The organism is Escherichia sp. MOD1-EC5950, from assembly GCF_002965345.1.
Classification (GTDB): domain Bacteria; phylum Pseudomonadota; class Gammaproteobacteria; order Enterobacterales; family Enterobacteriaceae; genus Escherichia; species Escherichia marmotae.
The window spans coordinates 1-23,146 of the sequence record NZ_PTSR01000014.1; the positions used below are offsets into that span (position 1 = coordinate 1).

Here is a 23,146-nt window from a genome sequence, read left to right on the forward strand (position 1 = left end):
TTTTGTAAATTGAACGTTTAAAAGGACCAGCTAGCTGGCCCTCGATTTTATCAATGACTCATCCTGAATTGTGCCGATACATTTGATTCATACACAATGAAAAAATACGCCACGCTATCTCAGGACGAGTCTGAAACCCGTCGTTAAACTTAACCATGTACCTCACGAAACGTTCTGAATTCAGGCTGGCGAATGGTCGTTGAAAGCGCCAGCGAAAGAATCAGCAAGGCGAAAATGACGTAGAAGGTTACATAGAAGCCGCCAAACAGTGAGGCGATAATCGAGCCGCAAATACTACCGATACCAAACCCGAGGTAAATCACACCGTAGTTTTTCGCCAGGTTATTAAGCCCGAAGAACTCACTAACCAGTGACGGGAAGACGGTAATGGTGCCACCGAAGTTAAAGGCCACACAGGCAATCGCCGCAAAGAATGTCAGCGCATTGAGTGGAGCAAACAACAGCGCTGCCATACCCACCAGCGAAATCACCTGACCAATGGTGATGACACGAATACGGGCAATTTTGTCAGACAGAATGCCCAGCACCAGACGACCAGAAAGGTTAGCAATAGAAATAACCGTCACTGCGTTAGCTGCTGATACTGCATCAAGATGCGCCAGGCTCTGGGCGATATCTTTCGCCACACCAATGACATACAAACCGCTCATACAGGCAGTCAGGAACATCACCGCCAGCATCCAGTATTGCGGTTTACGCATCGACTCTGCCAGAGTGAAATCATTTTCCACCACGCCATTATGGGTTTTGACTTCCTGCTTCGGCGCGTCTTTCATTAAGGTTGCGCCAAAGACAATCATCACCAGCACAATCGCGCCCCAAATCAGAAAGGTTTTTTCCAGACCGACCGTCTCCAGCAGATGCGAGTCGATAAATTTGAATCCCAGGCTACCCAAACCATAGGAACCAATGGCGAACGCGGAGATCAAACCTTTACGCTCCGGGAACCACTTCACGCAGTTAGAGAGCGTCAGCAGGTAACCCGCGCCATCTGCCAGACCGACCAGCACACCAGCGCTCAACCACAGCATCATCAGACTGTTGGAATGCGCGGTAAGGAAGAAACCCAGCCCCAGTAAAATGCCGGACGCCATAGTGACGCGTTTTACGCCAAAACGTTCCTGCAACTTACCAGCCACAGAAGATGAGATAGCCAGTCCCAGACTCAACAGGCCAAAGGAGAAAGCGACCTGGCTTATCGGCGCATCCAGCTTGGCGGAAAGCGCGCCGTTAAACAGGCTCCAGGTATAAACCGAACCCAATGCAAACTGGGTAATGATAGTACCAATGAGTGTCAGCCAGCGGGTACGCTGATAGTTTGAAGGTGTCATGGCAGTATTCCTGCATTAATAAAAAGGAAAATTCTCTGCTGACAACCATAACGAAGTGCATTTTATGCCAGGGGGAAAACGGCATGAAATGCCATCAGAACGGAATGAAATGCCTCAGTTCAGGAATGAATGACGTGACAAACATTCACAACAATAATTATTAAGTCAGTTAGCACCCACTATCAATACAATGATTGTTATAACCGATCCCGCACTGTAAAAAACAAGTTAAAACCTGGCACTAACCCCCATAGTATACAAATAATCACTATTATTGGCGCTGTTCTCTGCCTGGGATAACGCAGCATAAGCGGCAATATGTTGGTTAAGCAGCATATCGGCTCCCACCGTCACATCAAGCCAGTTGCCGTTCTGATTTGTCGCCGTCATGCGGCTCAAACCTGATTGAGCCTTCCAGAGATTCTCGCCAAATTGCTGGTTATAGCTGATTTGCGCCCAGGGACGAAAATCACCAAGCCGGGAATCAACACGCCAACCCAATGTACTGACGCTGGCATGCCATAACGGATCGGTCAGTGTTGCAGTGCTGTCGCCAAACTCGTTATACATCGAAGTGGTCGTTCCGTCGTAATGCAATGCGGCGACCGGGCCTGTTGTAACGTGTTCATATAAAGGGAAGTTCCAGCCCATACTCATGCTGCTGGTTACATCCGCGGGAGTTTCTTCCGCCAGATTAACTTCCAGTCCCAGCGCCCTTTGGCTACTTTGAATACGTTGCGACAAAATATCGTTGTAATCAGGTTGGTGATCACTATCCCAGGTATAACGCTCTGTGGTATGTCCTGGCTGCGTATCAACGATATATTCTTGTTGCCAGGCGTAAGCTGTGTTGAGAAAAAAAGAACTGATTACCACGCTCGCCAGCAGACTTAGGAGCCAGCGACCACCGCATTTTTTTATGATCATTAACACGACTCCAGGGAAGAGCCGAATTCGGCATTATTATTGTCATTGTATGAAGGATATCGGGCATATTAGTCCTGTATTAAATATTGACTTTTTCGCCGGTGCGTCAAGAAAAGCAGGTGAAATTTTTACGAACAGGTGCATAGAGAGGGAAAGTATGGAACGTTGCGGCTGGGTGAGTCAGGACCCGCTTTATATTGCCTACCACGATGAAGAGTGGGGCGTGCCTGAAACTGACAGTAAAAAACTGTTCGAAATGATCTGCCTTGAAGGGCAACAAGCTGGGCTGTCCTGGATTACCGTCCTCAAAAAACGTGAAAATTATCGCGCCTGTTTTCATCAATTCGATCCCGTGAAGGTCGCTGCAATGCAGGAAGAGGATGTTGAAAGGCTGGTGCAGGACGCCGGAATTATCCGCCATCGCGGGAAAATCCAGGCCATTATTGGCAATGCGCGCGCATACCTGCAAATGGAACAGAACGGCGAACCATTTGCCGACTTTGTCTGGTCGTTCGTAAATCATCAGCCGCAGGTGACACAAGCCACAACGTTGAGTGAAATCCCCACATCAACGCCCGCCTCCGACGCGCTTTCTAAAGCATTGAAAAAACGCGGTTTTAAATTCGTTGGATCAACGATTTGTTACTCCTTTATGCAGGCATGTGGGCTGGTGAATGATCATGTGGTTGGCTGCTGTTGCCATCCGGGGAATAAAGCATGATTAGACAAGCACAACGTTCGGAACTGCCCGCAATCCTTGAACTGTGGCTGGAAAGTACAACCTGGGGACATCCCTTTATAGAAGAAAGTTACTGGCGTGACTGCATTCCGCTGGTGCGTGATGCATATCTTGCCAACGCGCAAAACTGGGTATGGGAAGAAAACGGTGAATTTCTCGGTTTTGCCAGCATTATGGAAGGGCGGTTTCTGGCAGCAATGTTTGTCGCACCGAAGGCTGTCAGACGCGGTATCGGTAAGGCTTTGATGCAACATATGCAACAGCGCCATCCTCATTTATTGCTGGAGGTTTACCAGAAAAACCAGCCAGCAATAAGTTTTTACCATGCGCAGGGTTTTCAAATTGTCGACTGCGCATGGCAGGAGGAAACCCAACTCCCTACCTGGATTATGGATTGGCAGGCGGATCAAACGCCGTAAGTTTAAGTTCAGGCCCCGTGTATTTTTCCAGCCACGCCAGCGCCGTGTTACCCGCACAACCATTACCCAGCCGCGAGCTTGGGAAATCTTTGGTCAGCACATTCACCGCGCCATTTTTACAAATGCCGCCAGCAGTAAAATCCAGATCTGGCCATGCCCCTTCGTGAATGCAAATCACACCAGGCCTGATGCCTTCACTAATCACCGCTCCGGCAAGAATTTGCCCGCGCGAGTTCCACAACCGAACAGTATCGCCATTTTGTATGCCGCGTGCCTTTGCATCGTCAGGATGAATGGTGACAGGCTCACGGTTTGCCACCGCATACAATTCGCGAAGTGAACTGTAATTCAACTGACTGTGCAGGCGATGCGCCGGATGGGCTGAAAGTACCTGCAACTGCTCTGCTTCGGCGTTGCCCCACCACTCATCGGGTTCCAGCCACATCGGATGGCCTGGACAATCCCGATAACCGTAATCCGCAATGCGCTGCGAGAAGATCTCAATCTTACCACTGGTCGTCTTTAATGGGTGTGCCTGCGGGTCGCGGCGAAAATCCGCGAAACGGATAAACCGCTTGCTGTCTGGATTTTCTGGCATCTCAATTAACTGATTGGCTTCCCAGAACTCGTCAAACGGCGGTATTTCAACCTGCTGATTTTCTCCACGCTGCCGCGCAACGTTATAGAACGTTTCCAGCCATTGCAGCTCACTCTTCCCTTCCGTAAACCGGGCATAGCCGCCCTTCTCCCAGCGCTCACTTAACTCAGCAAAAACATCAAAATCATTACGCGCTTCACCACGCGGTGGCACCACTTGCTTCATCGGCACCAGATGTTGATTGCTGTAATCGCCGGTCATAGTGAGATCGTTACGCTCAAACGACGTAGTCGCGGGGAGGACGATATCGGCATGTTTCGCCGCCGCCGTCCAGAAACATTCCGATATCACCACCAGCTCCGGTTTTTGCCAGGCGCGAATCAGACGATGAGTATCCTGATGATGGGTGAAGTTAGCGCCGCCCGCCCACCAGATAAAACGAATATCCGGGAAATGTCGGTTCATGCCGTTGTGTTGATACGCGCCGCCAGGGTTTTCTAATGCTTCGACAATGCGGGCTACGGGGATTTTATCTACCGCATCGGTGCCACCCGGCAAACTGCCCTGCATGGAAGGCAGCACCGCAGCGCGGCGGGTCGGGTTGCCGCCATTAGCAAAATGGTAAGAAAGACCAAAACCGCCACCGGGCGTGCCGATTTGCCCTAACATTGCCGCCAGCGTGACTATCATCCAGTGTTTTTGCTCACCAAACTGCTGGCGCTGCATTCCCCATCCAGCCATCAGCATAGTGGTATTTTGGTGGAAAATAGCTGCCAGCTCGCAGATTTTCTCTGCGCCAACACCGCAAATCTCCGCGGCCCATTCGGCATTTTTTGCAATGCCATCACTCTCGCCCAACAAATAAGAGGCGAAGACGTCATAACCTGTGGTGCAACGCGCCAGAAATGCCTCGTCGTGCCAGCCGTTTTCCACCAGCGTGTGAGCTATCCCCAGCATCAGCGCCACATCAGTCCCCATATGCGGAGAGACCCATTCCATTTTATCGCCAAAGAAATCGACGGTTTCCGATCGCATTGGATCAATGCAGATCAGCTTTTTCCCGCTGTCACGCAGTGCGGCAAAGTAAGAAAGTCCCTGCTCATCGGACGCATTCCACGCAATTTTCAGCGTGTTTAATGGGTTAGCACTCCACAGCACCACCACGTCGCTATTTTCCAGCACCAGAGGCCAGCTAGTCTGCTGCTGATAGACTTCGCTGCCACCCACGACATACGGCATGATCGCCTGTGCCGCGCCGGTTGAATAATCGCCCAGATGGCCGGTATAACCGCCTGCCAGCGCCATATAGCGTTGTAACAAGGTTGACGCTTTATGCAGCACACCGTTTGAACGCCAACCGTAGGAACCGGCAAAAATCGATGCCGGACCATAAGCCTCACGAATGCGTTTATGCTGATGGTGGATGAGATCCAGCGCCTCATCCCAACTCACACGAACAAATTCATCCTGCCCGCGAACGCCTTGTGGTTTTTCTGGCGATGCGAGGAAACCTTTGCGCACCATCGGAAATTGCACTCGCGTGTTGCTATGAACCTGGTCACGAACCGCGCTCTGCAAGGAATTTTCCATTTCTGTGGCTAACGCACCACGCGAGCTGAAGACTGTTTCACCGTCGGTTTCAACCAGCATGGGCCCCCAGTGGGCGGCAGTAAGAACGGAATAACGTGAGGATGAGATGGCCAAACCGAAGGCTCCTGAAAGGTTAGATGTATTGAGCAGTTAAATATTACTTACAAATTTCCGAGTATTCCCAGGAATAATCTTCATGTTCACACGGCATAATCTCCCGCCACGAAACCCGTGACCAAGAATAAAAAGGTTATTAAGGATTAACAATGAAGAAACGTGTTTATCTTATTGCTGCCGTAGTCAGCGGCGCTCTGGCGGTATCTGGTTGTACAACTAACCCTTACACCGGCGAACGCGAAGCAGGTAAATCTGCTATCGGTGCAGGTCTGGGCTCTCTCGTTGGTGCGGGTATTGGCGCTCTCTCTTCTTCGAAGAAAGATCGCGGTAAAGGTGCGCTGATTGGCGCAGCGGCAGGTGCGGCACTGGGCGGCGGTGTTGGTTATTACATGGATGTGCAGGAAGCGAAACTGCGCGACAAAATGCGCGGCACAGGCGTTAGCGTAACCCGTAGCGGAGATAACATTATCCTCAACATGCCGAACAACGTGACCTTCGACAGCAGCAGCGCCACTCTGAAACCAGCAGGTGCTAACACCCTGACCGGTGTTGCAATGGTGCTGAAAGAGTACCCGAAAACGGCGGTTAACGTGATTGGCTACACCGACAGCACTGGTGGTCACGACCTGAATATGCGCCTTTCGCAGCAGCGTGCTGATTCCGTTGCCAGCGCATTGATCACCCAGGGCGTTGACGCCAGCCGCATCCGTACCCAAGGTCTTGGCCCGGCTAACCCGATCGCCAGCAACAGCACCGCAGAAGGCAAAGCCCAAAACCGTCGCGTAGAAATTACGTTAAGCCCGCTGTAATCACTGTCATGCCAGGTGACGAAGAAATCACCTGGCATTCTTCGGTTTTCCTGCTTCATTTTTCAGGCTAAGGTGATCGCCTTATCAGTGAATGGAGAGAAGAATGAAGCCGTCCGTTATCCTCTACAAAGCCTTACCTGATGATTTACTGCAACGCCTGCAAGAGCATTTCATCGTTCACCAGGTGGCAAATCTCAATCCACAGACCATCGAACAAAACGCGGCGATTTTTGCCGAAGCTGAAGGTCTACTGGGTTCAAATGAGAATGTTGATGCCACGTTGCTGGAAAAGATGCCGAAACTGCGTGCCACTTCAACTATCTCTGTCGGCTATGACAATTTCGATGTCGATGCGCTTAATGCCCGGAAAATCCTGCTGATGCATACGCCAACCGTATTAACGGAAACAGTAGCCGATACGCTGATGGCGCTGGTGCTGTGTACCGCGCGTCGGGTTGTGGAAGTCGCGGAGCGCGTAAAAGCGGGCGAATGGACCGCCAATATCGGCCCGGACTGGTACGGCACTGATGTTCACCATAAAACACTGGGGATTGTCGGGATGGGACGGATCGGAATGGCGCTGGCGCAACGTGCGCACTTTGGCTTCAACATGCCAATTCTTTATAACGCTCGTCGCCATCATAAAGAAGCTGAAGAACGCTTTAACGCCCGCTACTGTGATCTGGATACATTGTTACAAGAATCAGATTTCGTTTGCCTGATCCTGCCGCTAACTGAAGAAACTCATCACCTGTTTGGCGCTGAACAATTCGCCAAAATGAAATCTTCCGCCATCTTCATTAATGCAGGGCGTGGGCCGGTAGTTGACGAAAATGCACTGATTGCCGCATTACAGAAAGGGGAAATTCACGCCGCCGGGCTGGATGTCTTCGAACAAGAGCCATTGCCCGTAGATTCACCGTTGCTATCAATGACCAATGTCGTTGCAGTACCGCATATTGGTTCGGCCACTCATGAGACGCGTTATGGCATGGCTGCCTGTGCCGTGGATAATTTGATTAATGCGTTGCTGGGGAAGGTTGAGAAGAACTGTGTGAATCCGCACGTCGCGGGCTAAGCCGCGACTGCGTAGATAAAAGCCCGATAACTTCTCGGGCTTTTACCGTTTATTGGGTTGCAGTTACTGCTGCGGTCCAGGCCTGATTAAACGCCTGATGCTGTGCCGGTAATGGCGCGATCAGTTTGTTATATTCACTTGCCTGCTGGGAAGTCGGGAACTGAATGCCGTTCGATACAAAGCTCACCTGAGTACCTTGCTGAGCAATGTAGTCTCCAACCATCACCAGTTGTTGCGTGAAGGTTTGTGCCGCTGGAATCAGCGGTTGCAAGGCATCGGCCGGAGTAGTCACCACTTTAGTGAATGCCTGATCAAAGACCGGTTTCAGATCGTCAGCTTGTTTTAGCGCAGAGTGCGCGGCATCTGCCTGCAACTTCGCATTTTGCAATTGTTGCGCCAGTACGCCCAGAGAACCGTTCATTTCACGCAGTGGACCACTTTGCGTGACGTAATCCTGCGGTACACGAATCGCGTTAACGCTGTCTACAACCGGACGCAGACCGGAATCCATCGCCTGATTAACCTGTTGGGAATAGCCATACAGGATCGCGTAATCAGAGACAAAAGGACCAAATTGTTTTTTCTGATCGGCAGTCAGGGTTGGTAGACGTTCACCGCTACGCATCACAGTATTCTGCAGGAAGTCGATAAACGCTTTACGCTGATCGCCTTCTTTATCAAAACACCCACTCAGGCTAACTACCATTAATAACGCCGCAAGAGGCGCAAACCAGCGAGAGCAGGACTTTCCTGTCGCCATTTTCTTACTCCTTTCACCCAAAAAAAGCGCACAACGACACACGCGTGTCTGACGCAGACAAGGATAGTCCAGGACAGGCCTACAGGATACCCTTTATGTATAATCTTCCTGGGAAAATGATGGAGAAAATGAAGTAAGGTTAATTTGTTGTTTCATTGTTAAAAATTGATATTGCCATTGTGTTTTTGTTGCCAGGACTTTCCTTCTCGTTGGGAGGCCAGATTTTCGAAATCTTTACAAATCACGGCCAGTACGAGATATATCTGCATATATCAGATCGTTAGGTGACTATAAGTCACGGTGACTGACGGGCTGAATCGAATCACACTCAAAGCATGTCTAACTTCTCCCCGCTATGCCTGTTTTCCCGACTATTCTTAATAAGCTTCGATGAAATTCACGATCCCGCAGTGTGATTTGAGGAGTTTTCAATGGAATATAAAGATCCAATGCATGAGTTGTTGAGTAGCCTGGAACAGATTGTTTTTAAAGATGAAACACAGAAAATTACCCTGACACACAGACCAACACCTTGTACCGAAATTGAGCAATTACGCAAAGGGACAGGGTTAAAAATTGATGATTTCGCCCGGGTTTTGGGCGTATCTGTTGCCATGGTAAAGGAATGGGAATCCAGACGCGTGAAGCCTTCCAGTGCCGAACTAAAACTTATGCGCCTGATTCAAGCCAACCCGGCATTAAGTAAGCAGTTGATGGAATAGGTTTTTATTCCCTTTTTTGATGATGACGGTCCTGCTGACAGGGCCGCTTTCTGAACGATTAATCATAAATTTGAAAAATAAATGTTGCATCACCACCCAATGCGTGGCTTAATGCACTCAACGGTTTGACGTACAGACCATTAAAGCAGTGTAGTAAGGCAAGTCCCTTCAAGAGTTATCGTTGATACCCCTCGTAGTGCACATTTCCTTTAACGCTTCAAAAATCTGTAAAGCACGCCATAACGCCGAAAGGCACAATTAATTATTAAAGGTAATACACTATGTCCGGTAAAATGACTGGTATCGTAAAATGGTTCAACGCTGACAAAGGCTTCGGCTTCATCACTCCTGACGATGGCTCTAAAGATGTGTTCGTACACTTCTCTGCTATCCAGAACGATGGTTACAAATCTCTGGACGAAGGTCAGAAAGTGTCCTTCACCATCGAAAGCGGCGCTAAAGGCCCGGCAGCTGGTAACGTAACCAGCCTGTAATCTCTGCTTAAAAGCACAGAATCTAAGATCCCTGCCAATTGGCGGGGATTTTTTTATTTGTCCTGGACTGACCCCATAAAGTTGGACAGTTCATGTTAAGCGGCTTTCAGGGTCTGGGTTCGGTATTCTACCGGACTCAGGCCTTTTAATTTCAGGCTGATCCGCTCGTTGTTATAATAATGGATATAGTCCTCTATCGCCTTCCTCAGTTCATTCAGTCCAGCATGCCTGTCCACTCGCTTCAGGGCATTCATATTGTGATACCACGTACTGCGGGACATACCCGCGGCACGCAGAAGATCACCGAGCGCATGCTTAAGCCTTAGCTCACTGATTATCCGGGCTTTCTGCCGTTTTTCTCGCTTTGAACTAAGGCCTTCAGCTTTTTTAGATAGGCATTCTCTGCGCGAAGGTAACGGAGTTCCGCCCGCAGTTCTTCGGGAGATAACTTTTCCAGTTCTGCATCGGTAAGTGGAGGTGTTTTTTGAGGTTTTGTCATGTCCTTGCTCCGACCTGGTTTTATGTTCAGAAGTCCTTCTTCACCAGTGTCTTTGTAAACCTTCACCCAGTGCCGGACCACGGATTCATTTGAGATATTAAACCGTGAGGCGGCCTCGCGCATGGTAAGTTCTTCACTCAGAGCCTTCAGAACAACCGTCAGTCGAAACTCAGGAGAGTGGCGGTCATTTTTCCATGTAATACCATCAATACCGTGGAGTTGCCAGGCTCTTACCCAGCGTCGCACAGATATTTCTTCAACACCAAAACGTTCAGCGGTACAACGTGCGCCATCGTGTCCGGCAAGATAATGATTAACGACAGCTAATCTGGTTTCGAGAGAATATTTTGGCTTTGCCATAAAAAACTGCACCTTAATCAGTTGGGTGTCCAACTTTTGGGGTGCAGTCCATCTGGCAGGCTTTTTACTAAAGGAGTTATTACTGCAACAACGAAATATCCGCAACGCGCAGGAACAATTCGCGCAGTTTTTCCAGCATGGTCAGACGGTTGATACGCAGATCTTTATCATCAACCATAACCATCACTTTATCGAAGAAGGCGTCAACCGGTTCACGCAGTTCAGCCAGTTCGACCAGCGCATCCTGGTAACGACCTTCAGCGAAGTATGGCTCCAGCTTGTCGCGCAGTACAACCACCTGCATCGCCAGCTTAATTTCTTCCGGCTCTTTCAGGGTAGATGCGTTCACACGATCGCTCAGGACTTCGTCAGATTTCGCCAGAATGTTGGATACACGCTTATTCGCTGCCGCCAGTGCAGCCGCTGCTTCCAGAGTACGGAAGTGCGATACGGCCTTCATACGGGCATCGAAATCTGCCGGACGAGTTGGGCGGCGCGCCAGAACGGCCTGGATGGTGTCGACGGTATAACCTTCGTCCTGATACCAGGCACGGAAACGGCCAAGCATAAAGTCGATAACGTCATCGACCACATTAGCGTTGGTCAGCTTATCGCCGTACAGACGCACCGCTTCTTCGGTTAGCGTTTGCAGATCGAGGTTCAGGTTCTTCTCGACGATAATACGCAACACGCCGAGTGCCGCACGACGCAGCGCAAACGGGTCTTTATCGCCTTTCGGATGCTGACCAATACCGAAGATACCAGCCAGAGTATCCATCTTGTCAGCGATCGCCAGCGCACAGGCCACCGGGTTAGACGGCAGAGAATCACCAGCAAAGCGCGGCTGATACTGCTCGTTCAGCGCGACAGCCACATCTTCCGCTTCGCCATCGTGGCGCGCGTAGTGCATACCCATCACGCCCTGAGTGTCAGTGAACTCGAAGACCATATTGGTCATCAGGTCACACTTGGACAGCAGCCCCGCACGGGTCGCGTGGTTGACGTCAGCACCAATCTGTTCAGCAATCCAGCCAGCCAGCGCCTGAATGCGGTCAGTCTTGTCGCGCAGCGTACCTAATTGTTGCTGGAACAGCACGGTTTGCAGACGCGGCAGGTTATCTTCCAGACGTTTTTTACGGTCGGTATTAAAGAAGAACTCCGCATCCGCCAGACGCGGGCGAACGACTTTTTCATTACCGGAGATAATTTGCTGCGGATCTTTTGATTCGATGTTGGCAACGAAGATAAAGTTCGGCAGCAATTTGCCGTCGTTCGCATACACCGGGAAGTATTTCTGGTCACCTTTCATGGTGTAAACCAGTGCTTCAGACGGCACCGCGAGGAATTTCTCTTCAAATTTCGCAGTCAGAACGACAGGCCATTCCACCAGCGAAGCCACTTCTTCCAGCAGGCTTTCGCTTAAGTCAGCGTTACCGCCAATCTTACGCGCGGCTTCTTCGGCATCAGCTTTAATCTTCGCCTTACGTTCTTCGTAATCAGCGATGACTTTACCGCGCTCACGCAGAATTTCCGGATATTGATCGGCATTATCGATAGTAATTTCCGGCTCGCCCATAAAGCGGTGGCCGCGAATCACACGATCGGACTGAATACCCAGAATGGTTGCCGGAATGACTTTATCGCCCAGCAGCAAAGTCACAGTATGAACTGGACGCACGAAGTGTACGTCGCTTGCGCCCCAGCGCATCAGTTTCGGAATCGGCAATTTCGCAAGCGAAGTAGCTACCATGTTCGGTATCAGCGCTTCGGTGCTTTCGCCCTTCACGTGAGCGCGATACAGCAACCATTCACCTTTGTCAGTAGTCAGACGCTCAGCCTGGTCAACGGAGATCCCGCAACCACGCGCCCAACCTTCTGCAGCTTTGCTCGGTTTGCCTTCGGCGTCAAATGCCTGGGCAATTGCCGGGCCACGTTTTTCGATTTCACGATCAGGCTGTGCTTCCGCAAGGTTAGCCACTTTCAGCGCCAGACGACGCGGAGCAGCAAACCATTCAACAGTACCGTGTGCGAGACCGGCGTTATCCAGCTCCGCAGTAAAGTTCGCAGCAAAGGACTCTGCCAGGCTGCGCAGTGCTTTTGGTGGCAGCTCTTCAGTGCCAATTTCCACCAGAAAAGTTTTCTCAGACATGGCCGCCTCTTACTTGTCTTTGTTGCACATCGGGAAGCCGAGGGCTTCACGGGAAGCATAGTATGCTTCTGCCACTGCTTTGGTCAGGGTGCGAATGCGCAGAATGTAACGCTGACGCTCGGTGACAGAGATGGCTTTACGCGCATCCAGCAGGTTGAAGCTGTGGGCGGCTTTCAGAATACGTTCGTAGGCTGGCAACGGCAGCGGATTTTCCAGCGCCAGCAATTGCTGTGCTTCTTTCTCGTACTGCTCGAAGCAGGTGAACAGGAAGTCCACATCCGCGTATTCGAAGTTGTAGGTGGATTGCTCCACTTCGTTCTGATGGAAGACGTCACCGTAGGTGGTTTTACCCAGCGGGCCGTCGCACCAGACCAGGTCATAAACGCTATCTACGCCCTGAATATACATCGCCAGACGTTCCAGACCGTAGGTGATCTCACCGGTAACCGGTTTACACTCCAGACCACCAACCTGCTGGAAGTAAGTGAACTGCGTTACTTCCATGCCGTTCAGCCACACTTCCCAGCCCAGTCCCCAGGCACCCAGCGTCGGGTTTTCCCAGTTGTCTTCCACGAAACGGATATCGTGGATAGTCGGATCCATGCCCAGCTCTTTCAGAGAACCGAGGTACAGCTCCTGGATATTGTCCGGTGATGGCTTAATCACCACCTGGAACTGATAGTAGTGCTGTAAACGGTTGGGGTTTTCGCCGTAACGACCATCGGTCGGGCGACGAGAAGGCTGAACATAAGCAGCCGCCATCGGTTCTGGCCCCAGCGCGCGCAGACAGGTCATTGGGTGAGAGGTTCCCGCGCCGACTTCCATGTCCAATGGTTGAACAATGGTGCAGCCCTGGCGAGCCCAGTAATCCTGTAAGGTCAGGATCAAGCCCTGGAAGGTCCTGGTATCAAACTTTTGCATATTATTTCGTGCTGGATACGTGTGGATTTAAAGGAAGGGATCAGTATACCCGCTGGATGGAAGATATACAGTACGAAACGGGAAAAAGGCTGCGCTTAACGCATGGAAAGATGCAAAAAATGGCCATCCGCGTCAAAAGAACAGACAAACTGTTCTTTCCTGAAGGTATAACCGCGCATTTCATAGCTCCCCTGGAACTGTTCAAACGCGATGATGTCGTTTTTTTGCTCGCCAGTGTTATAACGTTTTGCCACCTGATCCTTGCACAAGATTTCCATATTCAACGAACGCAGCGGTTCAACCTTTACCCGTTGCGCTTTCTGTTCGGGTGGTGGTGCCGAACATCCCACTAACACAATGAGCGTCATTGCCGGAAAGAAATAGTTCATCATCGTTAAATTACCGTCTGGTTTGCAGGTGAGTCTTATTATTAATATCGGTATAGTGGCTGGATCTTATAAATTTTCTCAAGCATCTCTAAGATGTAGTGATCAAACTCAGATTATTCCAGTGCATCAGCCGAATGATTTATCGGTCAGACTTTTTTTAACCAGATACAGAGACACAGATGCAGCCCAAAATTTATTGGATTGATAACCTGCGAGGGATAGCTTGTTTAATGGTGGTGATGATTCATACCACTACCTGGTATGTGACCAATGCCCATAATGTTAGCCCTGTAACCTGGGATATCGCGAATGTTCTAAATTCGGCCTCTCGTGTCAGCGTGCCGCTATTTTTCATGATTTCCGGCTATCTCTTTTTTGGCGAACGTAGCGCTCAACCGCGTCATTTCTTGCGTATCGGCTTGTGTCTGCTGTTTTATAGCGTCGTCGCACTGCTCTACATTGCGCTGTTTACCTCCATCAATGTGGAGTTATCGCTGAAAAAACTGCTGCAAAAACCGGTGTTTTATCACTTATGGTTTTTCTTCGCGATTGCGGTGATTTATCTGGTTTCGCCACTGGTTCAGGTAAAAAACATCAGCGGTAAAATGTTGCTGGTGCTAATGGTGGTGATTGGCATCATCGCCAACCCAAACACAGTGCCCCAGAAGATCGACGGTTTTGAATGGTTACCAATTAACTTATATATCAATGGCGATACTTTTTACTACATCCTGTATGGCATGCTGGGCCGCGCCATTGGGATGATAAACACACAACATAAATCTCTATCGTGGATGAGTGCCGCACTGTTTATAGCGGGAGTATTTATTATCTCTCGTGGGACATTATATGAATTACAGTGGCGCGGAAACTTTGCCGATACCTGGTATCTTTACTGTGGACCGATGGTTTTTATCTGCGCAATCGCGTTACTGACTCTGGTAAAAAATACTCTGGATACGCACACTATTCGCGGGCTTGGGCTGATATCCCGTCATTCTTTAGGTATATACGGATTCCACGCGTTGATTATCCATGCGCTGCGTACCGGTGGTATTGAGCTTAAAAACTGGCCAATACTGGATATTATTTGGATCTTTTGCGCGACGCTGGCAGCAAGTTTGTTACTTTCTGTGCTGGTGCAACGAATCGACAAAAACAGATTAGTGAGTTAAGTAAAAACCCGGTCAGTGTGACCGGGCTTACGTGGGTTATTCGCTATATTCTTCCTGCACAGTCATCGTTTCTTTTGATGCGTTGATTCCGGCATCACGGATATTCTTCTGCACCGCTACCGCACCAAACAAGCTTAAAAAGAAGGCCAATCCATAAAAACCTTTTTCACTAAGTAATAACGTTGCATTCCACAGACCTACCATCAGTAAAGCGACAGAGATGATAAAGACCACCAGGCAGGTCATATAATAAATAGACGTAGTAGGAATGCCTTCATATTTATCCCGAACGGTCTTTTGATAGGAAGCTGCCGAAAACAGCCCTAACACCAACACGGCAAAATAATACCCTTTTTCATTTAACTGCATCTCTGCATTCCATAGCCCTAACAGATAGGTAACGATACCGCCTGCGAGAGCTATCCATGACACAATACCGAATGCTGGAGAATAGGTTGATATTTTGTTTTCCATCACAGATTTCCTTTCATTCCTGAATCATTAAGAGCTTTATGTCGATCATACCGTGCGGAACAAGCGCATTTGACCAAACAAGCAGACGAAAAAGGCGAGCGGATAGATCACCATCTCATACGCGTTAATGGGCGCATTTAAAACACCGATAAACAAAAGACCGATAGTGATTAACGCAACTAACTGGCAGACACGAATAAAGAATTCATCCAGTTGCCCAAGTTTTTCTGCGCGCAGATAGGCATAGTTGCCAAAAGTCCCCGTCATTAACACGCCAAGAAAATAGCCTTTGCCGCTTAACAATGGGCATGAGATCCATAGTCCAATCAGATAAACCAGCGCCCCGATAACAAATAATAGTTTTGCCACAGTCTTTGAGGTTTTCATAACGATCTCCATATCTACCTGCGATACATTACGAGTAACCAACAAAAGACAAAACTGAAAAACACCATTAACAAATGATTTTCAGAATAAATTCATATAAAAAATTAATAAATTATAAATATACATAGTTGTGAATTATCCCCCGTCACATAAGACAGGGGAAAATATTATGTCATCAGCGGCAGAAGTTGCTGATAGAGACGACGGAAAGTTTCTCGTCGTGGCTGATAAGCAGCATAATGTTGTGCATCCGGCTGATGCGACTGTTCCAACGGCAGTTGTGGTAACAGTTCAGCGAGTGATTTATCTGGATTCATCGCAATCTGAGCCAGCCTCGCTGCGCCCAATGCAGGCCCCACATCGCCGCCTGTGCGGTAATCTAGTTGCTGACCACTGATATCCGCCAGCATCTGGCGCCAGTACTCGCTACGTGCGCCACCACCAATCAATGTAATACTTTGCGGTTGAATGCCGCAGGCATGTACGACATCCATACCATCGGCTAACGCATACCCCACGCCTTCCAGTACGGCACGCGCCAGTTCCGCGGGGCCGTGCTGATGGGTCAGACCGAAGAAAACGCCCTTTGCCTGTGGGTTATTGTGCGGCGTACGCTCGCCGGAAAGATAAGGTAAAAACCAGACAGGATCGACACTCTCATTAGCCTGCTGCGCTGCAGTAATTAAAGCGGGAACATCACCCATGCCGGTTAATTTCACCGCCCAGTCCAGACACGATGCCGCACTCAACATTACAGACATTAAATGCCAACGCTCCGGTAAAGCATGACAAAAGCTGTGTACGGCACTTTCCGGCTTGCTTAAGAACCCTTCGCTTACTGCAAAATAAACCCCCGAAGTTCCCAACGACAGCATTGCCTGGTTGGCATCCACCATACCCACACCAATCGCACCTGCCGCATTATCACCGCCGCCCGCGACAACTGGCACCGCCGCCATTCCCCACGCTTTTGCAACCTCGGGTAGCAAAGTGCCAGTAATATCGCTGCCTTCGTATAATGCTGGCATCTGATCACGAGATAGCTGGCAAGCCTCCAGCATGACATCACTCCAATCTCGCTTTGCGACATCCAACCACATGGTGCCAGCCGCATCAGACATATCACTAACAAACTCCCCCGTCATACGCAGACGCAAATAATCTTTCGGTAATAATACTTTGTCGATTTGATGGAATATCTCCGGCTCATGCCGCTGAACCCACAGCAATTTAGGCGCAGTAAATCCGGGCATCATAAGGTTGCCGGTAATCGTCCGCGATTGCGGAACTCGCGATTCCAGCAAAACGCACTCCTCTGCACAGCGCCCGTCGTTCCACAAAATGGCAGGACGTAGCACCCGCTGTTGAGCATCAAGTAAAGTTGCACCGTGCATTTGCCCGGCAATACCCAATGCTTTAACGTCTCGCAGAGAATGCTGCTCACCCAGGGTTCTCATCGCGCGATCAGTCACCTGCCACCACTGTTCCGGATCTTGCTCCGACCAGAGTGGATGCGGACGCGAAACGGTCAGTTTTTCCGTTTGCGAAGCGACCACCTCACCTTGCTCGTTGAGCAAAATAACTTTTACGCCCGATGTGCCAAGATCTATCCCGATATACATAGCGATCGTTCCTTAAAAAAATGCCCGGTATCGCTACCGATAACCGGGCTTGAGACTGCGCAATTAGCCGTTATCTGTCGAACAGATAATGATTTACCAGGTTTTCCAACTGCTCCTGGCGTCCACTCTGATGCACCGGAGCCAGATTATGTTCCTGAGCATATTTTGCTAAATCCACCAGTGACATTTGGCCTTGCAGGATTTGCTGACCCAGTTCGCTATTCCAACCGGAATAACGTTGCGCTACGCGTTTATCCAATTCGCCGTCTTCAATCATGCGTGCTGCAATTTTCAATGCCAACGCCATCGTATCCATCGCCCCAATATGACCGTAGAACAGATCATACTTATCAGTACTCTGACGACGTACTTTGGCATCAAAGTTCAGACCGCCGGTCGTGAAACCGCCTGCTTTAAGGATTTCATACATTACCAGCGCGTTCTCTTCCACACTGTTCGGGAACTGGTCAGTATCCCAGCCAAGCTGCGCGTCGCCGCGGTTAGCATCGACTGAGCCGAACAGACCAAGCGCAATGGCGGTGGCAATTTCATGGTGGAAAGAGTGACCCGCCAGCGTCGCGTGGTTAGCTTCAATATTCAGTTTAATTTCTTTTTCGAGACCAAACTGTTTCAGGAAGCCATAGACCGTCGCGGCATCGTAGTCATATTGATGTTTAGTCGGCTCTTGCGGTTTCGGTTCGATAAGTAATGTGCCCTGGAAGCCTATTTTATGTTTATGTTCAACAACCATCTGCATAAAGCGACCAAGCTGTTCACGTTCCTGACGCAGGTCAGTATTCAGTAAAGTTTCATAACCTTCACGACCGCCCCACAATACATAGTTTTCACCGCCCAACTTATGCGTCGCTTCCATCGCGGTAACAACCTGAGTTGCCGCCCAGCTAAAGACTTCGGGATCTGGATTCGTCGCCGCGCCCGCGCCATAGCGAGGATGAGTAAAGCAGTTAGCGGTTCCCCACAACAATTTCACACCGCTCTCTTCTTGTTTGCCAGCCAGCACATCAACCATTTGCGCAAAGTTATTGATGTACTCTTTTAACGACGCGCCTTCCGGAGAAACATCCACGTCATGGAAGCAATAAAATGGCACATGTAATTTGTGGAAGAACTCGAATGCGACATCAGCTTTACGCTTCGCCAGTGCCAATGCCTCGCCAGGTTGCTGCCACGGACGGTTAAACGCGCCTACACCAAACATATCCGCTCCGTTCCAGCAGAAGGTATGCCAGTAGCAGGCGGCAAAACGCAAGTGGTCTTCCATACGCTTGCCCAGCACCAGTTCGTCGGGGTTGTAATGACGGAATGCTAACGGGTTAGAGGATTTTGGACCTTCGTAACGAACGCGATCGAGCTGGTCAAAATAGGCTTGCATAATGAACTCCATAATCAGGTAATGCCGCGTGTGATGGTTGATGTCGTAATATTGGGCACTCCCTTTCAGTTGCTCAATTATGTTATTTCACACTGCTATTGAGATAATTCACAAGTGTGCGCTAGCTCGCAAAATAATATGGAATTATGAAACTGGGTAATTCCTCGAAGAGAAAAATGCAACAAGTACAATTAAGCAATAAAAGTAAGATCTCTGTCATAAATCAAGAAATAAACCAAAAATCGTAATCGAAAGATAAAAATCTGTAATTGTTTTCCCCTGTTTAGTTGCTAAAAATTGATTACGTTTATCGCGGTGATTGTTACTTATTAAAGCTGTCCTCTAACAAAAGAAGGCCTCTACACCATGAAAATAAAGAATATTTTACTCACCCTTTGCACCTCACTCCTGCTTACAAACGTCGCGGCGCACGCCAAAGAAGTCAAAATAGGAATGGCAATTGATGATCTCCGTCTTGAGCGCTGGCAAAAAGATCGTGATATCTTTGTGAAAAAAGCGGAATCTCTCGGTGCGAAAGTATTCGTGCAATCTGCAAATGGCAATGAAGAAACCCAAATGTCGCAGATTGAAAACATGATTAACCGGGGTGTCGATGTTCTCGTCATTATTCCATATAACGGTCAGGTATTAAGTAACGTTGTAAAAGAAGCCAAACAAGAAGGTATTAAAGTATTAGCTTACGATCGCATGATTAACGACGCGGATATCGATTTTTATATTTCTTTCGATAACGAAAAAGTCGGTGAACTGCAAGCAAAAGCCCTGGTCGATATCGTCCCGCAAGGAAATTATTTCCTGATGGGCGGCTCCCCGGTCGATAACAACGCCAAACTGTTCCGCGCCGGGCAAATGAAAGTATTAAAACCTTATGTTGATTCAGGAAAAATTAAAGTCGTTGGCGACCAATGGGTTGATGGCTGGTTACCAGAAAATGCGCTAAAAATTATGGAAAACGCGCTGACAGCTAACAATAACAAAATTGATGCAGTTGTCGCTTCAAACGATGCTACCGCCGGTGGGGCAATTCAGGCATTAAGCGCGCAAGGTTTATCAGGGAAAGTGGCTATTTCCGGCCAGGATGCGGATCTCGCGGGAGTTAAACGTATTGCCGCGGGAACGCAAACCATGACGGTGTATAAACCTATTACTTTGTTGGCAAATACCGCGGCAGAAATTGCCGTTGAGTTGGGCAATGGTCAGGAACCGAAAGCAGATACTACGTTAAATAATGGCTTGAAAGATGTTCCATCCCGCCTGCTGACACCTATCGATGTGAATAAAAACAACATCAAGGATACGGTAATTAAAGACGGATTCCACAAAGAGAGCGAGCTTTAAGCGTTACCTCCCCGGCGCTGGCCGGGGGTGTGATTTCTCTCCATGCCGCGTGAATTGATTGGCTTAGGTGGAGTCGTTATGTCTTATCTACTTGAAATGAAGAACATTACCAAAACCTTTGGCACGGTGAAGGCAATTGATAACGTCAGTTTGCGGTTGAGCGTTGGCGAAATCGTCTCACTCTGTGGTGAGAACGGTTCGGGTAAATCAACATTAATGAAAGTGCTGTGCGGAATTTATCCTTTTGGTAGTTATGAAGGTGAAATTATTTTTGCAGGTGAAGTAATCCAGGCGAGCCATATTCGCGATACCGAACAAAAAGGTATCGCCATTATTCACCAGGAATTAGCGCTGGTGAAAGAATTGACCGTGCTGGAAAATATCTTTCTGGGCAATGAAATAACCCATAATGGTATTATGGATTATGACCTGATGACGCTACGCTGCCAGAAGCTATTAGCACAAGTCAGTTTATCCATTTCACCAGATACCCGCGTTGGCGACTTAGGGCTTGGGCAACAACAACTGGTTGAAATTGCCAAGGCGCTAAATAAACAGGTACGTTTGTTAATTCTCGATGAACCGACAGCCTCATTAACCGAGCTGGAAACTACGGTTTTACTGGATATTATTCGCGATCTGCAACAACACGGCATAGCCTGCATCTATATCTCGCACAAACTCAACGAAGTCAAAGCAATTTCCGACACGATTTGCGTTATTCGCGATGGTCAGCATATAGGAACCCGCGATGCAACAGGAATGAGCGAAGACGATATTATCACTATGATGGTAGGGCGAGAATTAACAGCGCTTTACCCTAACGAACCACATACCACTGGTGATGAAATATTACGCATTGAGCACTTGACGGCATGGCATCCGGTTAATCGTCATATTAAACGGGTTAACGATGTTTCTTTTTCTCTGAAACGCGGTGAAATACTGGGTATTGCAGGGTTAGTCGGCGCCGGGCGCACCGAGACCATCCAATGTCTGTTTGGCGTCTGGCCCGGACAGTGGGAAGGGAAAATATTTATCGATGGTGAACAGGTAGATATTCGTAATTGCCAACAAGCCATCGCTCAGGGTATTGCGATGGTGCCGGAAGACAGAAAGCGCGATGGCATCGTTCCGGTAATGGCAGTTGGCAAAAATATTACCCTCGCCGCACTCAACAAATTTACCAGTGGTATTAGCCAACTTGATGATGCTGCAGAACAAAAATGCATTCTGGAATCAATCCAGCAACTCAAAGTGAAAACGTCGTCACCGGAACTTGCTATTGGACGTTTGAGCGGCGGCAATCAACAAAAAGCGATCCTCGCACGCTGTCTGTTACTCAACCCGCGTATTCTCATTCTTGATGAACCCACCAGGGGTATCGATATTGGCGCGAAATACGAGATCTACAAATTAATTAACCAACTCGTCCAGCAAGGCATCGCCGTTATTGTCATCTCTTCTGAATTACCTGAAGTGCTTGGTCTTAGCGATCGTGTACTGGTGATGCATGAAGGAAAACTAAAAGCCAACCTGATAAATCATAACCTGACTCAGGAGCAGGTGATGGAAGCCGCATTGAGGAGCGAACATCATGTCGAAAAGCAATCCGTCTGAAGTGAAATTAGCCGTACCGACATCCGGTGGCTTCTCTGTGCTGAAATCACTGAATTTACAAGTCTTCGTGATGATTGCTGCAATCATCGCCATCATGCTGTTCTTTACCTGGACTACTGACGGTGCCTATTTAAGCGCCCGTAACGTATCCAACTTGCTCCGTCAGACCGCGATTACTGGCATCCTCGCAGTAGGGATGGTGTTCGTCATTATTTCCGCTGAAATCGACCTCTCGGTCGGTTCCATGATGGGGTTGCTAGGTGGCGTCGCCGCTATCTGTGACGTCTGGTTAGGCTGGCCGCTGCCACTCACCATCATTGCTACGTTAGTACTGGGGCTGCTTCTCGGTGCCTGGAATGGTTGGTGGGTAGCTTATCGCAAAGTACCTTCTTTTATTGTCACCCTGGCGGGCATGTTGGCATTTCGCGGCATCCTTATTGGCATCACCAATGGTACGACCGTTTCACCCACCAGCGCCGCGATGTCACAAATTGGGCAAAGCTATCTACCAGCCAGCACCGGTTTCATCATCGGCGCGCTTGGCTTAATGGCTTTTGTCGGCTGGCAGTGGCGCGGAAGAATGCGCCGTCAGGCTTTGGGTTTGCAGTCCCCGGCATCTACAGCAGTAGTCGGTCGCCAGGCATTAACCGCCATTATCGTTTTAGGTGCAATCTGGCTGCTGAATGATTACCGTGGCGTTCCTACACCTGTTCTGCTGCTGACGTTGCTGTTGCTCGGAGGAATGTTTATGGCAACACGAACAGCTTTTGGGAGACGCATTTACGCTATCGGTGGCAATCTGGAAGCCGCGCGACTCTCTGGAATTAACGTTGAACGCACCAAACTTGCCGTATTTGCTATCAACGGTTTGATGGTGGCCATCGCCGGGTTAATTCTTAGTTCGCGGCTTGGCGCTGGTTCACCTTCTGCGGGTAATATCGCTGAGCTGGACGCGATTGCAGCCTGCGTGATTGGCGGTACTAGTCTGGCAGGTGGTGTGGGGAGTGTTGCCGGAGCAGTAATGGGGGCATTCATCATGGCTTCACTGGATAACGGTATGAGTATGATGGATGTACCAACCTTCTGGCAGTATATCGTCAAAGGTGCGATTCTGTTGCTGGCAGTATGGATGGACTCCGCAACCAAACGCCGTTCCTGATTTTGATAAAAATTTTCTCAAAGCCGGTAACTTA

At 49.1% G+C, this 23,146-nt stretch carries 22 protein-coding genes and 1 pseudogene; 10 read left to right on the plus strand and 13 right to left on the minus strand.

Annotated elements, in window-relative coordinates:
* Nucleotides 1-149 precede the first annotated feature (149 nt).
* On the minus strand, nt 150-1,352 hold the full coding sequence (locus BEA93_RS14515) for an L-lactate MFS transporter (RefSeq protein WP_001517314.1): 1,203 nt from the start codon (nt 1,350-1,352) through the stop codon (nt 150-152).
* Between the two features lie 228 nt (nt 1,353-1,580).
* Nucleotides 1,581-2,279 carry an autotransporter outer membrane beta-barrel domain-containing protein gene (locus tag BEA93_RS14520; RefSeq protein WP_105224721.1) on the minus strand — a complete coding sequence of 233 codons (699 nt, stop codon included), beginning with the start codon at nt 2,277-2,279 and terminating at the stop codon, nt 1,581-1,583.
* A gap of 157 nt (nt 2,280-2,436) precedes the next feature.
* Here BEA93_RS14520 and tag point away from each other — a divergent pair, with 157 nt between their 5' ends.
* Together tag and BEA93_RS14530 are read left to right on the plus strand one after the other, a co-directional pair.
* Nucleotides 2,437-3,000, plus strand: a complete 564-nt coding sequence (gene tag / locus BEA93_RS14525; RefSeq protein ID WP_000438929.1) for a DNA-3-methyladenine glycosylase I — start codon at nt 2,437-2,439, stop codon at nt 2,998-3,000.
* A complete protein-coding gene (locus tag BEA93_RS14530) occupies nt 2,997-3,437 on the plus strand; it encodes an N-acetyltransferase (RefSeq protein ID WP_001517317.1) in 441 nt (146 codons plus the stop codon). Before tag ends, BEA93_RS14530 begins: the two co-directional genes overlap by 4 nt.
* Here BEA93_RS14530 and bisC read toward each other — a convergent pair.
* Nucleotides 3,406-5,739, minus strand: coding sequence for a biotin sulfoxide reductase (gene bisC / locus BEA93_RS14535; protein WP_105224722.1), 2,334 nt, complete (start codon nt 5,737-5,739; stop codon nt 3,406-3,408). The genes BEA93_RS14530 and bisC overlap by 32 nt on opposite strands.
* Nucleotides 5,740-5,891: 152 nt before the next feature.
* Here bisC and BEA93_RS14540 point away from each other — a divergent pair, with 152 nt between their 5' ends.
* Both BEA93_RS14540 and ghrB read left to right on the plus strand, forming a co-directional pair.
* Entirely contained in the window at nt 5,892-6,551 is a 660-nt protein-coding gene (locus tag BEA93_RS14540; RefSeq protein ID WP_000747625.1) for an OmpA family lipoprotein, read from the plus strand.
* Between the two features lie 103 nt (nt 6,552-6,654).
* The gene (ghrB, locus tag BEA93_RS14545) at nt 6,655-7,629 is read left to right on the plus strand and encodes a glyoxylate/hydroxypyruvate reductase GhrB (protein WP_001517319.1); all 975 of its coding nucleotides are present in this window, start codon (nt 6,655-6,657) and stop codon (nt 7,627-7,629) included.
* Nucleotides 7,630-7,678: 49 nt separating this feature from the next.
* On the opposite strand, the gene BEA93_RS14550 is transcribed toward ghrB, so the two are convergent.
* On the minus strand, nt 7,679-8,389 hold the full coding sequence (locus BEA93_RS14550) for a DUF3053 domain-containing protein (protein ID WP_000190515.1): 711 nt from the start codon (nt 8,387-8,389) through the stop codon (nt 7,679-7,681).
* A 431-nt stretch (nt 8,390-8,820) separates the two neighbouring features.
* Between BEA93_RS14550 and BEA93_RS14555 the strand changes: the two genes are divergently transcribed.
* Nucleotides 8,821-9,111, plus strand: coding sequence for an HTH-type transcriptional regulator (locus tag BEA93_RS14555; protein ID WP_001517320.1), 291 nt, complete (start codon nt 8,821-8,823; stop codon nt 9,109-9,111).
* A 281-nt stretch (nt 9,112-9,392) separates the two neighbouring features.
* A complete protein-coding gene (cspE, locus tag BEA93_RS14560; RefSeq protein ID WP_000014594.1) occupies nt 9,393-9,605 on the plus strand; it encodes a transcription antiterminator/RNA stability regulator CspE in 213 nt (70 codons plus the stop codon).
* 95 nt (nt 9,606-9,700) lie between these two features.
* Here the strand turns inward: cspE and BEA93_RS14565 are convergent.
* The 5 genes and pseudogenes from BEA93_RS14565 to BEA93_RS14585 form a co-directional block, all read right to left on the minus strand.
* Nucleotides 9,701-9,802 (minus strand): annotated as a pseudogene (locus BEA93_RS14565) (IS3 family transposase); the annotation flags it as partial.
* Between the two features lie 137 nt (nt 9,803-9,939).
* The gene (locus tag BEA93_RS14570) at nt 9,940-10,464 is read right to left on the minus strand and encodes a helix-turn-helix domain-containing protein (protein WP_105224723.1); all 525 of its coding nucleotides are present in this window, start codon (nt 10,462-10,464) and stop codon (nt 9,940-9,942) included.
* Nucleotides 10,465-10,543: 79 nt separating this feature from the next.
* Nucleotides 10,544-12,613 carry a glycine--tRNA ligase subunit beta gene (glyS, locus tag BEA93_RS14575; protein WP_001291753.1) on the minus strand — a complete coding sequence of 690 codons (2,070 nt, stop codon included), beginning with the start codon at nt 12,611-12,613 and terminating at the stop codon, nt 10,544-10,546.
* A gap of 9 nt (nt 12,614-12,622) precedes the next feature.
* Nucleotides 12,623-13,534: a glycine--tRNA ligase subunit alpha gene (gene glyQ, locus BEA93_RS14580; RefSeq protein ID WP_001168542.1), complete on the minus strand. Its 912-nt coding sequence runs from the start codon at nt 13,532-13,534 to the stop codon at nt 12,623-12,625.
* Nucleotides 13,535-13,629: 95 nt separating this feature from the next.
* Nucleotides 13,630-13,926, minus strand: a complete 297-nt coding sequence (locus tag BEA93_RS14585) for a YsaB family lipoprotein (RefSeq protein ID WP_016262658.1) — start codon at nt 13,924-13,926, stop codon at nt 13,630-13,632.
* 176 nt (nt 13,927-14,102) lie between these two features.
* On the opposite strand from BEA93_RS14585, the gene BEA93_RS14590 reads away from it, so the two are divergent.
* Nucleotides 14,103-15,098: an acyltransferase gene (locus tag BEA93_RS14590; RefSeq protein ID WP_105224724.1), complete on the plus strand. Its 996-nt coding sequence runs from the start codon at nt 14,103-14,105 to the stop codon at nt 15,096-15,098.
* Nucleotides 15,099-15,134: 36 nt separating this feature from the next.
* Here the strand turns inward: BEA93_RS14590 and yiaA are convergent, their stop codons facing one another.
* From yiaA to xylA, 4 genes are all read right to left on the minus strand, one after another.
* Entirely contained in the window at nt 15,135-15,572 is a 438-nt protein-coding gene (gene yiaA / locus BEA93_RS14595) for an inner membrane protein YiaA (protein ID WP_010376735.1), read from the minus strand.
* A 45-nt stretch (nt 15,573-15,617) separates the two neighbouring features.
* Nucleotides 15,618-15,959 carry an inner membrane protein YiaB gene (gene yiaB, locus BEA93_RS14600; RefSeq protein ID WP_001517325.1) on the minus strand — a complete coding sequence of 114 codons (342 nt, stop codon included), beginning with the start codon at nt 15,957-15,959 and terminating at the stop codon, nt 15,618-15,620.
* Between the two features lie 167 nt (nt 15,960-16,126).
* Complete coding sequence (xylB, locus tag BEA93_RS14605; protein ID WP_016262659.1) at nt 16,127-17,581, minus strand: xylulokinase; 1,455 nt, start codon at nt 17,579-17,581, stop codon at nt 16,127-16,129.
* A 70-nt stretch (nt 17,582-17,651) separates the two neighbouring features.
* Nucleotides 17,652-18,974 carry a xylose isomerase gene (xylA, locus tag BEA93_RS14610; protein WP_016262660.1) on the minus strand — a complete coding sequence of 441 codons (1,323 nt, stop codon included), beginning with the start codon at nt 18,972-18,974 and terminating at the stop codon, nt 17,652-17,654.
* Nucleotides 18,975-19,340: 366 nt separating this feature from the next.
* On the opposite strand from xylA, the gene xylF reads away from it, so the two are divergent.
* From xylF to xylH, 3 genes are all read left to right on the plus strand, one after another.
* Complete coding sequence (xylF, locus tag BEA93_RS14615) at nt 19,341-20,333, plus strand: D-xylose ABC transporter substrate-binding protein (RefSeq protein ID WP_000694882.1); 993 nt, start codon at nt 19,341-19,343, stop codon at nt 20,331-20,333.
* Nucleotides 20,334-20,411: 78 nt separating this feature from the next.
* Nucleotides 20,412-21,953, plus strand: coding sequence for a D-xylose ABC transporter ATP-binding protein (gene xylG / locus BEA93_RS14620; RefSeq protein WP_000120891.1), 1,542 nt, complete (start codon nt 20,412-20,414; stop codon nt 21,951-21,953).
* Nucleotides 21,931-23,112 carry a xylose ABC transporter permease XylH gene (xylH, locus tag BEA93_RS14625; RefSeq protein WP_061091182.1) on the plus strand — a complete coding sequence of 394 codons (1,182 nt, stop codon included), beginning with the start codon at nt 21,931-21,933 and terminating at the stop codon, nt 23,110-23,112. Before xylG ends, xylH begins: the two co-directional genes overlap by 23 nt.
* Nucleotides 23,113-23,146 lie beyond the last annotated feature (34 nt).